This window comes from Variovorax sp. VaC1, from assembly GCF_043658315.1.
GTDB lineage: Bacteria > Pseudomonadota > Gammaproteobacteria > Burkholderiales > Burkholderiaceae_C > Variovorax.
Window position 1 is genome coordinate 245,375 of record NZ_JBIGLT010000004.1, and the last position, 12,022, is coordinate 257,396.

10 protein-coding genes are annotated in these 12,022 nt (G+C 64.1%); 3 read left to right on the forward strand and 7 right to left on the reverse strand.

Going from position 1 to position 12,022, the window contains the following annotated elements; genetic code table 11:
• Positions 1-285 precede the first annotated feature (285 nt).
• The 3 genes from ACGLHS_RS18010 to ACGLHS_RS18020 all read left to right on the forward strand — a co-directional run bounded on the left by ACGLHS_RS18010 (position 286) and on the right by ACGLHS_RS18020 (position 5,404).
• Positions 286-3,201: a ribonucleoside-diphosphate reductase subunit alpha gene (locus ACGLHS_RS18010; RefSeq protein ID WP_093244986.1), complete on the forward strand. Its 2,916-nt coding sequence runs from the start codon at positions 286-288 to the stop codon at positions 3,199-3,201.
• A gap of 226 nt (positions 3,202-3,427) precedes the next feature.
• The gene (locus ACGLHS_RS18015) at positions 3,428-4,651 is read left to right on the forward strand and encodes a ribonucleotide-diphosphate reductase subunit beta (RefSeq protein ID WP_394481863.1); all 1,224 of its coding nucleotides are present in this window, start codon (positions 3,428-3,430) and stop codon (positions 4,649-4,651) included.
• A 195-nt stretch (positions 4,652-4,846) separates the two neighbouring features.
• Entirely contained in the window at positions 4,847-5,404 is a 558-nt protein-coding gene (locus ACGLHS_RS18020) for a histone H1-like DNA-binding protein (protein WP_093244981.1), read from the forward strand.
• A gap of 103 nt (positions 5,405-5,507) precedes the next feature.
• On the opposite strand, the gene ACGLHS_RS18025 is transcribed toward ACGLHS_RS18020, so the two are convergent.
• The 7 genes from ACGLHS_RS18025 to ACGLHS_RS18055 all read right to left on the reverse strand — a co-directional run bounded on the left by ACGLHS_RS18025 (position 5,508) and on the right by ACGLHS_RS18055 (position 11,971).
• Positions 5,508-6,410, reverse strand: a complete 903-nt coding sequence (locus ACGLHS_RS18025; RefSeq protein WP_093244979.1) for a carbohydrate kinase family protein — start codon at positions 6,408-6,410, stop codon at positions 5,508-5,510.
• Positions 6,411-6,468: 58 nt separating this feature from the next.
• A complete protein-coding gene (locus tag ACGLHS_RS18030) occupies positions 6,469-7,929 on the reverse strand; it encodes a zinc-ribbon and DUF3426 domain-containing protein (RefSeq protein ID WP_394481866.1) in 1,461 nt (486 codons plus the stop codon).
• 75 nt (positions 7,930-8,004) lie between these two features.
• Positions 8,005-8,889 carry a 50S ribosomal protein L11 methyltransferase gene (prmA, locus tag ACGLHS_RS18035; protein WP_394481868.1) on the reverse strand — a complete coding sequence of 295 codons (885 nt, stop codon included), beginning with the start codon at positions 8,887-8,889 and terminating at the stop codon, positions 8,005-8,007.
• A gap of 19 nt (positions 8,890-8,908) precedes the next feature.
• Positions 8,909-10,258, reverse strand: a complete 1,350-nt coding sequence (gene accC / locus ACGLHS_RS18040) for an acetyl-CoA carboxylase biotin carboxylase subunit (RefSeq protein ID WP_093244971.1) — start codon at positions 10,256-10,258, stop codon at positions 8,909-8,911.
• Between the two features lie 2 nt (positions 10,259-10,260).
• Positions 10,261-10,719: an acetyl-CoA carboxylase biotin carboxyl carrier protein gene (accB, locus tag ACGLHS_RS18045; RefSeq protein WP_093244968.1), complete on the reverse strand. Its 459-nt coding sequence runs from the start codon at positions 10,717-10,719 to the stop codon at positions 10,261-10,263.
• 100 nt (positions 10,720-10,819) lie between these two features.
• Complete coding sequence (locus tag ACGLHS_RS18050) at positions 10,820-11,374, reverse strand: TlpA disulfide reductase family protein (protein WP_093244966.1); 555 nt, start codon at positions 11,372-11,374, stop codon at positions 10,820-10,822.
• Complete coding sequence (locus tag ACGLHS_RS18055; RefSeq protein ID WP_093244963.1) at positions 11,375-11,971, reverse strand: hypothetical protein; 597 nt, start codon at positions 11,969-11,971, stop codon at positions 11,375-11,377.
• Between the last annotated feature and the right edge of the window lie 51 nt (positions 11,972-12,022).

The window sequence follows — 12,022 nt, forward strand, 5'->3', positions numbered from 1 at the left end:
CCGCTCGATCGAGCAACCATGCGCCCTGCAGGCCTAAATCGGGCTGCGAGCCAAGCCCCATGCGGGTTGCGCGACCATGAATCAGTATTGATGCGGCATCGCTGGCCGTGTCCTATGCCGAAAGGAATACGAGTCATGGTTGTATCCAGAGGAAAACGCTACATCTAGTGGGTTGTAGCCCCTCTACACCCTAGATATAGTGTCTTCCGTCCGACGCTCAATGTCGGCGCGACGCCCGGCCAAGGCGTCGCCATCCAACAAGAATTGCCAACCGAGAGGAAGCGAATGCAAACAGCCCTGAACACCCCATCGACCCCGCGTGCCGTTCCCTCGACGCCACCGCAGCAGCAGCGAGACACTGCTGGCTCCCCCACCGGCCAGAACCTGGCGCACTACCAGATCATCCGCCGCAACGGCGCCGTCGTTCCCTTCGAGCCGAACAAGATCGCCATCGCGATGATGAAGGCCTTCCTGGCCGTGCACGGCACCCAGGGCGCGGCTTCGGCCAGCGTGCGCGAGACCGTCGACACCCTCACGCAAGGCGTGATCCGCGCCATGGTGCGCTCGCGTCCGGGCGGCGGCACCTTCCACATCGAAGACGTGCAGGACCAGGTCGAGCTCGGCCTGATGCGCGGCGGCCACCACGAAATCGCCCGCGCGTACGTGCTGTACCGCGAACGCCGCACGCAAGAGCGCTCCAGGCAAGTCGAGCAGGAAACGCCGGCCGCGCCCGCACTGCATGTGCTGGACAACGGCGAGCTCGTCGCGCTCGACCTGAACGAGCTCAAGGGCCTGATCGAGTCGGCCTGCGAAAACCTGGGCGAGAGCATCACGGCCGCGCCGATCGTCGCCGAGACGATGCGCAACCTGTACGACGGCGTGCCGCTCGACGAGGTCTACAAGGCGTCGATCCTGGCCGCCCGCACGCTGATCGAGAAAGACCCCGACTACACCTTCGCCACCGCGCGCCTGCTGCTGCACACGATCTTCAAGGAGATCATCGGCCGCGAAGTGATGCCGGTCGACCGCGCCACCGCCTACGCCGACTACTTCCCGCAGTTCATCAAGAAGGGCGTCGAGAACGAGCTGCTCGATGAAAAGCTGCTGCAGTACGACCTGCCCCGCCTGGGCGCGGCGCTGAAGGCCGAGCGCGACAACCAGTTCGACTACCTTGGCCTGCAGACCCTGTACGACCGTTACTTCCTGCACGTGCGCAAGACCCGCATCGAGCTGCCGCAGGCTTTCTTCATGCGCGTGGCCATGGGCCTGTCGCTGAACGAAATCGACCGCGAAGCCCGCGCCATCGAGTTCTATGAAGTGCTGTCGTCGTTCGACTTCATGTCGAGCACGCCCACCCTGTTCAACGCCGGCACGCTGCGCTCGCAGCTGTCGAGCTGCTACCTGACGACCGTGCCCGACGACCTGGACGGCATCTACGAGTCGATCAAGGAAAACGCACTGCTCTCGAAGTTCGCCGGCGGCCTGGGCAACGACTGGACCCGCGTGCGCGCGCTCGGCAGCCACATCAAGGGCACCAACGGCGAATCGCAAGGCGTGGTGCCGTTCCTGAAGGTGGTGAACGACACGGCCGTGGCCGTGAACCAGGGCGGCAAGCGCAAGGGCGCCGTCTGCACGTACCTGGAAACCTGGCACCTCGACATCGAGGAGTTCCTGGAGCTGCGCAAGAACACCGGCGACGATCGCCGCCGCACGCACGACATGAACACCGCCAACTGGATTCCCGACCTGTTCATGCGCCGCGTGATGGAAAAGGGCACCTGGACGCTGTTCTCGCCCTCCAACGTGCCTGACCTGCACGACCTGTTCGGCGCCGACTTCGAGAAGGCCTACGTCGCCTACGAAGAGAAGGCCGCCCGCGGCGAGATCAAACCCGCGCGCACGCTCCAGGCGACCGACCTGTGGCGCAAGATGCTCACGATGCTGTTCGAGACCGGCCACCCCTGGATCACGTTCAAGGACGCCTGCAACGTGCGCTCGCCGCAGCAGCACGCCGGCGTGGTTCATTCGTCGAACCTGTGCACCGAGATCACGCTGAACACCAGCGACACCGAAACCGCCGTGTGCAACCTCGGCTCGGTGAACCTGCTGCAGCATCTGAAGGACGGCAAGGTCGACCAGGCCAAGCTCAAGAAGACGATCTCGACCGCGATGCGCATGCTCGACAACGTGATCGACATCAACTACTACGCCGTGAAGAAGGCGCGCGACTCGAACCTGCGCCACCGTCCGGTCGGCCTGGGCCTGATGGGCTTCCAGGACGCGCTGTACGAACTGCGCATTCCCTACGCTTCGCAGGAAGCCGTGCAGTTCGCCGACGAATCGATGGAAGCGATCTGCTATCACGCCTACTGGGCTTCGACCGAGCTGGCGCGCGAACGCGGCAAGTACTCGAGCTACAAGGGCTCGCTGTGGGACAAGGGCATCCTGCCGATCGACTCGCTCGACCTGCTCGAGAAGGCACGCGGCGGCTACGTCGAGGTCGACCGCTCGGCCACCCTCGACTGGGACGCGCTGCGCTCGAAGATCAAGGCCGACGGCATGCGCAATTCGAACTGCGTGGCGATCGCTCCGACCGCGACCATCTCGAACATCATCGGTGTCGACGCGTCGATCGAACCCTGCTTCGGCAACCTGTCGGTCAAGTCGAACCTGTCGGGCGAATTCACCGTGATCAACCACTACCTGGTGCGCGACCTCAAGCGCCTGGGCCTGTGGGACGACGTGATGGTGATGGACCTGAAGCACTTCGACGGTTCGCTGCGCCCCATCGACCGCGTGCCGCAGGACGTGAAGGCGCTCTACGCCACCGCGTTCGAAGTCGAGACGACGTGGCTGGTCGAAGCCGCCGCGCGTCGCCAGAAGTGGATCGACCAGGCGCAGTCGCTGAACATCTACATGGCCGGCGCATCGGGCAAGAAGCTCGACGACACCTACAAGCTCGCATGGCTGCGTGGCCTGAAGACCACCTACTACCTGCGCACGCAGAGCGCGACGCACGCCGAAAAATCGACGGTGCAGTCGGGCCGTCTCAACGCGGTGTCGTCGGGCAACGACGCACCTTCGGGCATGAGCGCACTCGAAGCCGCCGCTGCTGCAGCAAAGGCACAGATGAGCGCAATGCCTGCCACCGACATCGCGTTCTGCGGTGTGGACGATCCGACCTGCGAAGCCTGCCAGTGATGTGCAAGTGAAGAAGCGTCGAGCGCCGTTTGAACACGCGCTCGACGCTTCAGCGAATCAGCGAGGTGCATGCAAGAAAACCGCTCGACGTTCATTCAATGAAGGCATCGGCCGACATCGCGCGATGCATGCGAGCAACATAACAACCACATAAATGGCGTGCGATGTGAACGAGCACTTTGCAACTCACATCGTTACTCCGATAATTTGAGCATTGGATTTTTCTATGTTGACCTGGGACGAAGAAGTCAAGCCCTCCTTACCAAAGGATATGCAACAAGGATTGCAGCACCACAGCGCATCGACCAGCGGTTTGCCCGCAGGCCGTTCGGTGGATGCTCCGACTTCGTCGATTGCACAACCAGCACTGCGCACGTTCGATGACGGCGCCTCTGCGCCGCTGCGTCAGGTCGCTTCCGCCCCCGTCCTGGCGCAACGCGTCAAGGCTTCCGACAAGCGCATCATCAACGGCCAGACCGACGTCAATCAGCTGGTGCCGTTCAAGTACAAGTGGGCTTGGGAAAAATACCTCGCCACCTGCGCCAACCACTGGATGCCGCAGGAAGTGAACATGACGCGCGACATCGCGCTCTGGAAAGACCCGAACGGCCTGACCGAAGACGAGCGCCGCATCGTCAAGCGCAACCTCGGCTTCTTCGTGACCGCCGACTCGCTGGCCGCCAACAACATCGTGCTGGGCACCTACCGCCACATCACGGCGCCCGAATGCCGCCAGTTCCTGCTGCGCCAAGCCTTCGAGGAAGCGATCCACACGCACGCGTACCAGTACATCGTCGAGTCGCTCGGCCTGGACGAAAGCGAGATCTTCAACGCCTACAACGAAGTGCCGTCGATCCGCGAGAAGGACCAGTTCCTGATTCCGTTCATCGACGCCATCAGCGACCCGCTCTTCAAGACCGGTACGCACGAGACCGATCAGACCCTGCTCAAGTCGCTCATCGTGTTCGCCTGCCTGATGGAGGGCCTGTTCTTCTACGTCGGCTTCACGCAGATCCTCGCGCTGGGCCGCCAGAACAAGATGACCGGCGCCGCCGAGCAGTACCAGTACATCCTGCGCGACGAGTCGATGCACTGCAATTTCGGCATCGACCTGATCAACCAGCTCAAGCTCGAAAATCCCGGCCTCTGGACTCCCGAGTTCAAGGCAGAGATCAAGGACCTCTTCATGAAGGCCGTCGAGCTCGAGTACAAATACGCCGAAGACACCATGCCACGTGGCGTGCTCGGCATGAACGCCTCCATGTTCAAGGGCTACCTGCGCTACATTGCCAACCGGCGTGCACAGCAGATCGGCCTCGAAACGCTCTTCCCGAACGAAGAAAACCCGTTCCCCTGGATGAGCGAAATGATTGACCTGAAGAAAGAGCGCAACTTTTTCGAAACCCGCGTGATCGAGTACCAGTCGGGTGGTGCGCTCTCCTGGGATTGAATCTTTCGACAAGAATTAATGAATTCAAGAATTGCCCTTGCCACCGATCGCGCCAGAGAGCGCGGCATGGACGAGGGCTCAGGTGTTCATGGTGCTGGGGCTCAGATTCCAACGCCATGAATCGCTTCACGCTCCCAACGTGCGTGGAGTGCTTCAATAGGTTGATTTTTTCAACTTGATCAAGGAGAAATAGAAATGGCAACTGCAAAGAAAGCGCCGGCTAAGAAAGCCGCTGCAAAGAAGGCTCCGGCAAAGAAGGTCGTGGCCGCTAAGAAGGCTCCCGCCAAGAAGGTAGCTGCGAAGAAGGCTCCGGCCAAGAAGGTCGCAGCGAAGAAGGTAGCCGCCAAGAAGGCGCCTGCGAAGAAGGTAGCCGCCAAGAAGGCAGCTCCGGCAAAGAAGGCCGCTGCCAAGAAGGCTCCGGCGAAGAAGGCCGTAGCGAAGAAGGCACCGGCCAAGAAGGCCGCTGCGAAGAAGGCTCCTGCCAAGAAGGCCGCCGCCAAGAAGGCGCCTGCGAAGAAGGCTGCTGCCAAGAAGGCGCCTGCGAAAAAGGCTGCGGCCAAGAAAGCCGCGAAAAAGCCCGCTGCCAAGCCTGCCGCTGCCGCCAAGCCTGCTGCTGCGGCCAAGAAGCCCGCAGCAAAGAAGGCAGCCAAGGCTGCAGCGCCCGCCAAGGCAGCCGTAGCGCCCGCTCCCGCGGCGCAAACGACGCTGAATCCCCAGGCAGCATGGCCGTTCCCGACGGCCAGCAAGCCCTGAGTTTCTCAGCGGCCTTGAAGGCGCAAAGCCCGGCACCTCACGGTGTCGGGCTTTTTTATTGGCGCCGAAGCGGCGCCACGCAAGCCGGCGAACCGGCTCTCGATTACAGGCCCAAGGCCTTGCGGTCGACCTGGTAGTTCTGCGGTCCGCGCTGCGCGATCTTGAGCGCGCCGATGCGATTGCCGAGTGCCGCGCATTGCGCGAGCGGCCATTCCTTTTCCAGACCGAACAGCAGCGCGCCACGCCACGCGTCGCCGCAGCCAGTGGGCTCGACCACTTCGGTGGCCACCACACCAGGCACGTGCTCACGCTCGCCGTCGATCCAGACTTCGCAGCCCTCGGCCGCCAGCGTGACCACGAGGCCACGCACGCGCTTCGAAATCTCGGCCAGGCTCCAGCCGGTGCGTTGCGACAGCATCTTGCCTTCGTAGTCGTTCACCACGACCCAGCTCGCGAGCTCGACGAAATGCTTGAGCGCCTCGCCGTCGAACATCGGCAGGCCCTGGCCCGGATCGAACACGAAGGGAATGCCCGCGGCGGCGAACTGCTCCGCGTGCTGCAGCATCGCCTCGCGGCCATCGGGCGCGATGATGCCGAGCTTGATGTCTTCACGCGCCGCCACTTGCGTCACGTGCGCCTGCTGCATCGCACCGGGGTGGAAGGCGGTGATCTGGTTGTTGTCGGTGTCGCTCATGATCATCGCCTGCGCGGTGAACGTGCCTTCGAGCTGGCGCACGAACTCCGTGCTGATGCCCAGCGTGCGCATGCGCTCGAGGTAGTCCGCACCGTCGGTGCCCAGCGTGGCCATCGGCAGGGCCGTGCCGCCCAGTGCGTTGAGGCTGTAGGCGATGTTGCCGGCGCAACCACCGAAGTCGCGCCGCAAGGTCGGCACCAGGAACGACACGTTGAGGATGTGCAGCTGGTCCGGAAGAATCTGGTCGGCGAACCGGCCCTCGAAAGTCATGATGGTGTCGAACGCGAGGGAACCGCAAATCACTGCTGCCATGGGTGAACCGTTTGTTGATTGAAAAATGGATGAAGAAAGAGACGCCTGAAGCGCCTCTCTAGGGATAGAAGGCTTCGACGCGATAGCCCGCAATGGGCGGCAGCGCGGCGGCTTCCGTGGCGGTCAAGGTCAGGGGCAGCGAGGCCATGCGATCAGCGCGCGCCGCCAGCACGGCCGGCGCGCCATAGTCTGCCGGCATCAGCACACGGCGCACCACGGCCCGCTCCTGCGTATCGAGCAGCGACAGCTCGACAGCCGGCATCGCGAGCGGCACGGTGGCGCCATTGCGCAAGGTGAAGCTCAGGCGGTAGTCGTTGCCGCCGCTCTTCTCGCGCGCGAAGGCCGCGCCTTCGATCACGATGTCGCCGATCTGGCGCAGGGCCGCGAGTTCGCACCCCGTGTATTGGCACAGCGTTGCCAGCGCCGGACGCAGGTTCGGCTGGCGGGCCGCGATGCCATCGCGCTCATGGCGAATGACCTGCACGACGAGCAGCAGAATGGCAAGCACCACCAGCAGGATCAGCAAGCCGCGCACACTCTTGCGCTGCCAGAAGCCGAGCGGCTTTTCAACGGGCTCGTCCTCTTCGGCGAAGGGATGGCCTTCCGGCGCCTCGAACGGCGACGAGAGCGAATAGTCCGGCTGGCTCTCGGTCTTCACCACGGAGGCCGAGGCCTTTGCGGAGGCACGCTCTTCACGCGCCTTGGCGCTGGCGATCTTGGCCGACTTGATGCGGGCGCGGCGCAGCGCCTTCTGCATCTGCACCTGGTCGTGGTCTTTCTCTTCCTGCTCTCTTTCGCCCTCTCCGTCGTCGCTGGCCTGCTCGACCAACGCACGCACCTTCATGCGCGGCGCGACGGGCAGCGGCGGCGCAGGCGGTGGAGGCGAAGGCGGCGGTGCCGCCAGATTCAGATCGATGTTCGGGAACGGCGGCAGCGACGTGGCCGGCGGCCGCCATGCGGGTTCGGTGGCATCGAGATCGGACCAGGGTTCGTCCGCGGCAATGCCGTGCTCGGGCAAGGACAGCGAGAACTCGGGAGGAAGCGCAAACGATGAAGGCTGCGACTCGACAGGAGGTTGCGGGACAGCGGTGGCAACAGGCTCTGCCTCCAGTGCAGGCTCGGAGGCATGCGTGGAAGGCTCTGGCGATGCGTGGGGCGGCTGCTCGGGTTCGTCGTCGAAGAAGTCCGCGTCTTCCGTCGCTTGCGAAGGCTCTGGCTGCTGCGGCGTCGGCTCGGGCAATGCCACTACCGGTGGCGGCAACGGCGGCGATGCAGGCGCGACCGGCGCCTCTGCCCTTGCCTCTTCGCCAATGGGCTCGACCAGCCCCGGCATGTAGCCCCCCTGCATCGGCGGCGACGCATTCGCAGGCGCGCCGTCCGGTGTTTCATGCAGATCGAGCGTGGCATCGAACACATGGCTGCATCGACCGCAGCGCACCCAACCGTCCGAAATGCGAAGCTGGTCGCGCACCACCTTGAAGGTGGTGGTGCAGGCGGGGCAGCGGGTGACGAGACTCATGACGGGGCGATTGTAGGGTTGAGCCCTCGCCGCGTGAGTGGGTGCGAAGCGACGCGAAAAGCGGGCGGCCGCCTCTCAGCAGCGCGCCGTCATGAGGATCCAGCCGTCCTCGCTGTCGCTCACTTCCAGTGCCGCGTAAGGAGCGTACGCCTCCTTCAGCTCGTCGGCCTGGCGCTCCAGGATGCCGGCCAGCACCAGCGATCCGCCCGCAGCCACATGGCTGCGCAGCAGTGGCGCGAGCACCTTGAGCGGCGTGGCCAGGATGTTGGCGAGCACGGTGTCGTAGTGGCCCTTGGCCGCATCCGGCAGACCGGCACTCAGGCGCACGCCATTCGCCTCGGCATTGAGCCGGGTCGACGACACAGCGGCTTCGTCGATGTCGACGGCGTCGATCTCGGCCGCACCGAACTTCGCCGCGCCGATCGCGAGAATGCCGGAGCCGCAACCGTAGTCGAGCACGCGCTGGCTGCCGAAGGCGCCCTGCTTCGCGATCCAGCGCAGGCACATGCGCGTTGTCGGATGCGTGCCGGTACCGAAGGCGAGCCCCGGGTCCAGGCGGATCACCTGCCTGGCCTGCGCGGGCGGCTCGTGCCAGGTCGGCACGATCCAGAATTCGGGCGTGATCTCGACCGGCGCGAACTGCGATTGCGTGAGGCGCACCCAGTCCTGCTCGGGCACCGAGGCAATACCGAGCACGGCGCAGCCTTCGAAGAAGTCCTGCAGCGCGAGCACCGATGCGGCCTCTTTCGCCGACGCCTCGTCGGGGAACAGCGCAATCACGCGCGAACGCTGCCAGCCCTCCTTGGGCGGCGGCATGCCGGGCTCGCCAAACAGCGCCTGCTCGGCGTCGGTCTGCGCGTCGGCATCCTCGACCGACACGCTCAATGCATCGAGCGCGTCGAGCGCGTCGCTGAGCGTTTCGACCCGGTCTTCGGGCGCCATCAGGCGAAGTTCAAACATGGCGTTGGGTACTCGTCGCTCAGCGCTTGTGCGCTGCCAGCCACTCTTCGAGGTAGTGGATGTTGGTGCCGCCACTCATGAACTTGGCGTCGACCATCAGCTCGCGGTGCAGCGGGATGTTGGTCTGGATGCCTTCGATCACGGTTTCGTTCAGCGCCGTGCGCATGCGGGCCATGGCCTGCTCACGCGTGTCGCCGTACACGATGATCTTGCCGATCATCGAGTCGTAGTTCGGGGGCACGAAGTAGTTGGTGTACGCATGCGAGTCGACGCGAACGCCAGGACCGCCCGGCGGGTGCCACATCGTGATGCGGCCCGGCGACGGCGTGAACTTCCAGGCGTCTTCGGCGTTGATGCGGCACTCGATGGCGTGGCCGCGCATCTCGATCTGGCGCTGAGTGAACGGCAGCTTTTCGCCGGCCGCCACCATGATCTGCGTCTTCACGATGTCGATGCCGGTGGTGAACTCGGTCACCGGGTGCTCCACCTGCACGCGCGTATTCATCTCGATGAAGTAGAACTCGCCGTTCTCATAGAGAAACTCGAAGGTGCCGGCACCGCGGTAGCCGATCTTCTTGCAGGCCGCAGCGCAACGCTCGCCGATCTTCTCGATCAGCTTGCGCGGAATGCCGGGGGCCGGCGATTCCTCGATCACCTTCTGGTGGCGGCGCTGCATGGAGCAGTCGCGCTCGCCCAGGTAGACGGCGTTCTTGTGCTTGTCCGCGAGGATCTGGATCTCGATGTGGCGCGGGTTCTGGAGAAACTTCTCCATGTACACGGCCGGATTGTTGAAAGCCGCAGCGGCTTCCGCCTTGGTCATCTGGATCGCGTTGACCAGCGCCGCCTCGGTGTGCACCACGCGCATGCCGCGGCCACCGCCACCGCCCGCCGCCTTGATGATGACCGGGTAGCCGATCGCACGGGCGATGCGCTTGTTGGTGGCGGCATCGTCCGAGAGCTCGCCCTCGGAGCCGGGCACGCATGGCACGCCGGCCTTGATCATGGCCTGCTTGGCCGAGACCTTGTCGCCCATCGTGCGGATGTTGTCCGGCGTCGGGCCGATGAACTGGAAACCGCTCTGTTCGACGCGTTCGGCGAAGTTGGCGTTTTCGCTCAGGAAGCCGTAGCCGGGGTGGATCGCCTCGGCATCGGTCACTTCGGCCGCCGAGATGATCGCCGGCATGTTGAGATAGCTCTGCCCCGAAGGCGCCGGGCCGATGCACACGGCTTCCTGCGCCAGCTTGACGTACTTGGCCTCGCGATCGGCTTCGGAATAGACCATGACGGCCTTGATGCCCATCTCGCTGCAGGCGCGCTGAATCCGGAGGGCAATCTCCCCCCGGTTGGCAACCAGGATCTTCTTGAACATGGTCACTCGATGATGAACAGCGGCTGGCCGTATTCGACCGCCTGCCCGTTTTCGCCGAGGATCTGGGTGATCGTGCCGGACTTGTCGGCTTCGATTTCGTTGAGGATCTTCATCGCTTCGATGATGCAGACCGTATCGCCCTCGCTCACCTTGCTGCCGACTTCGACAAAAGCCGGTGCGCCGGGGCTGGACGAACGATAGAAGGTACCGACCATCGGCGACTTGACGGCATGGCCGGCCGGCGCTGCTTCGGCAGCCGGCGCGCTGGCCACGGCGGGGGCGCCGGCAACGGCTGGCGCGGCGACGGCAGGAGGTGCCGCCACGGTTTGCACATACTGCACCGGCGCGGCGCCACCGCCCTTGACGATGCGAACCTTGCCTTCGGTTTCGGTGATTTCCAGTTCGGAAATATTCGATTCGGACACCAGATCAATCAGTGTCTTGAGTTTGCGCAGATCCATGGGACTCCAGTGCCGGCTTTACCGGTCATTAGGATATAACTTGGCCGAAAATCGGCGATTTTCGGCGTTCGGCGCTCAACGCCGGCGTAAGAAACCGATTCTAACCATGAACCAGTTCACGTCGCCAAGTCTCCAGGTCGGTGGTTTCGAGCTTGCCCATTTTACGAGCGGCCACCGAACCGTTCGCGTTGAGCACCAGCGTGAAGGGCAATCCACCGCCGGTGTTGCCCAGATTCTTGACCAGTTCCGTGCCCTGCAGCCCTGCCAATCCGGTGGGATAGGTGACCGGCGTGCGTTGCAGGAACTTGCGCACGGCGCTCGGCTGATCGATGGCCAATCCGACCACTTGCCAGCCATTGGCGCCATGTTCGCGAAAGAAGGCGTCAATCATCGGCATTTCCTCGACGCAGGGCGGGCACCACGTGGCCCAGAAGTTGAGCAGCAGCGGCTTGCCACGCAGGCTCGACATTGCAAGGTCGCCGCCCTCCGGCCGCTCGAAGCTCTGCGCCCAGAAAGCCGCATCGAGCATTTCGCCGCCCGCTACCGCACCGCTGCTAGCCCGCTCCTTCCACCAGGCGCCACCGAGCCCGGCGGCAGCAGCCGCGGCCGCCACGCCGGCATAGAGCATGCCGCGTCGTGTGGGCGAAGAAGTCATTCACTTGTCCTTTTCTCGTTCAATCAGTCGGCGCAGTGCGGGCAGGTCGCCTCGCGGCGTGCGCCCCTGGGCGTCGGGCTTCAGGGCGCCGCGCAGGTCGTCGAGGTCGTAGACCAGCAGGTGCACGCCGATTTCTTCGCCGAGCGCCCGGCTCGGGGCATGCACGCTCAGGGCCTCCACCTGCTCGCCGTGGAAGCCGGTCACCATGCGCGGCTCATAGTCCACGTGGTGATCGATCAGGGCGATTTCGGCCGACTTGGAATCATCGCAGAACAATTGAATGTAAATGTCTGACAAACGGGTAGCTGTTCCATGCCACACGGCACCGCCCACATGCGGGCGGAAAGCGGCCATGCGCTCCATCCATTCGAGTGCCAGCAGGCGCAGCGCGTGCAATTCCTGGGGCTGGGTGTCGGCACAGAAGAGCGCGATGTAGTCGCGCACCTCGGCCTCGACTTCGTCGTTGTTCGGCAGCGCGGTGCGGCTCGGAAGGCCCAGGTCCCGCAGTGCCCGGCGTTTGGCCGGGCCATATTCCAGTCCTTCCTCGACAACGAGGCGGGCTGCAGTGGCGGCAATTTCACGCTTGGACGTGTCCATCGGGGCATTTTGCCCGCAGTAGACGGCCCTCACGTGAACATCAGTACGAAG

Bases quoted from the DNA above. Each gene is read 5' to 3' on its own strand.
- accB (WP_093244968.1), bottom strand. From the start codon at position 10,719: ATGGATCTGCGCAAACTCAAGACACTGATTGATCTGGTGTCCGAATCG.
- ACGLHS_RS18050 (WP_093244966.1), bottom strand. From the start codon at position 11,374: ATGACTTCTTCGCCCACACGACGCGGCATGCTCTATGCCGGCGTGGCG.
- ACGLHS_RS18055 (WP_093244963.1), bottom strand. From the start codon at position 11,971: ATGGACACGTCCAAGCGTGAAATTGCCGCCACTGCAGCCCGCCTCGTT.
- ACGLHS_RS18030 (WP_394481866.1), bottom strand. From the start codon at position 7,929: ATGAGTCTCGTCACCCGCTGCCCCGCCTGCACCACCACCTTCAAGGTG.
- ACGLHS_RS18015 (WP_394481863.1), top strand. From the start codon at position 3,428: ATGTTGACCTGGGACGAAGAAGTCAAGCCCTCCTTACCAAAGGATATG.
- prmA (WP_394481868.1), bottom strand. From the start codon at position 8,889: ATGTTTGAACTTCGCCTGATGGCGCCCGAAGACCGGGTCGAAACGCTC.
- ACGLHS_RS18010 (WP_093244986.1), top strand. From the start codon at position 286: ATGCAAACAGCCCTGAACACCCCATCGACCCCGCGTGCCGTTCCCTCG.
- ACGLHS_RS18020 (WP_093244981.1), top strand. From the start codon at position 4,847: ATGGCAACTGCAAAGAAAGCGCCGGCTAAGAAAGCCGCTGCAAAGAAG.
- accC (WP_093244971.1), bottom strand. From the start codon at position 10,258: ATGTTCAAGAAGATCCTGGTTGCCAACCGGGGGGAGATTGCCCTCCGG.
- ACGLHS_RS18025 (WP_093244979.1), bottom strand. From the start codon at position 6,410: ATGGCAGCAGTGATTTGCGGTTCCCTCGCGTTCGACACCATCATGACT.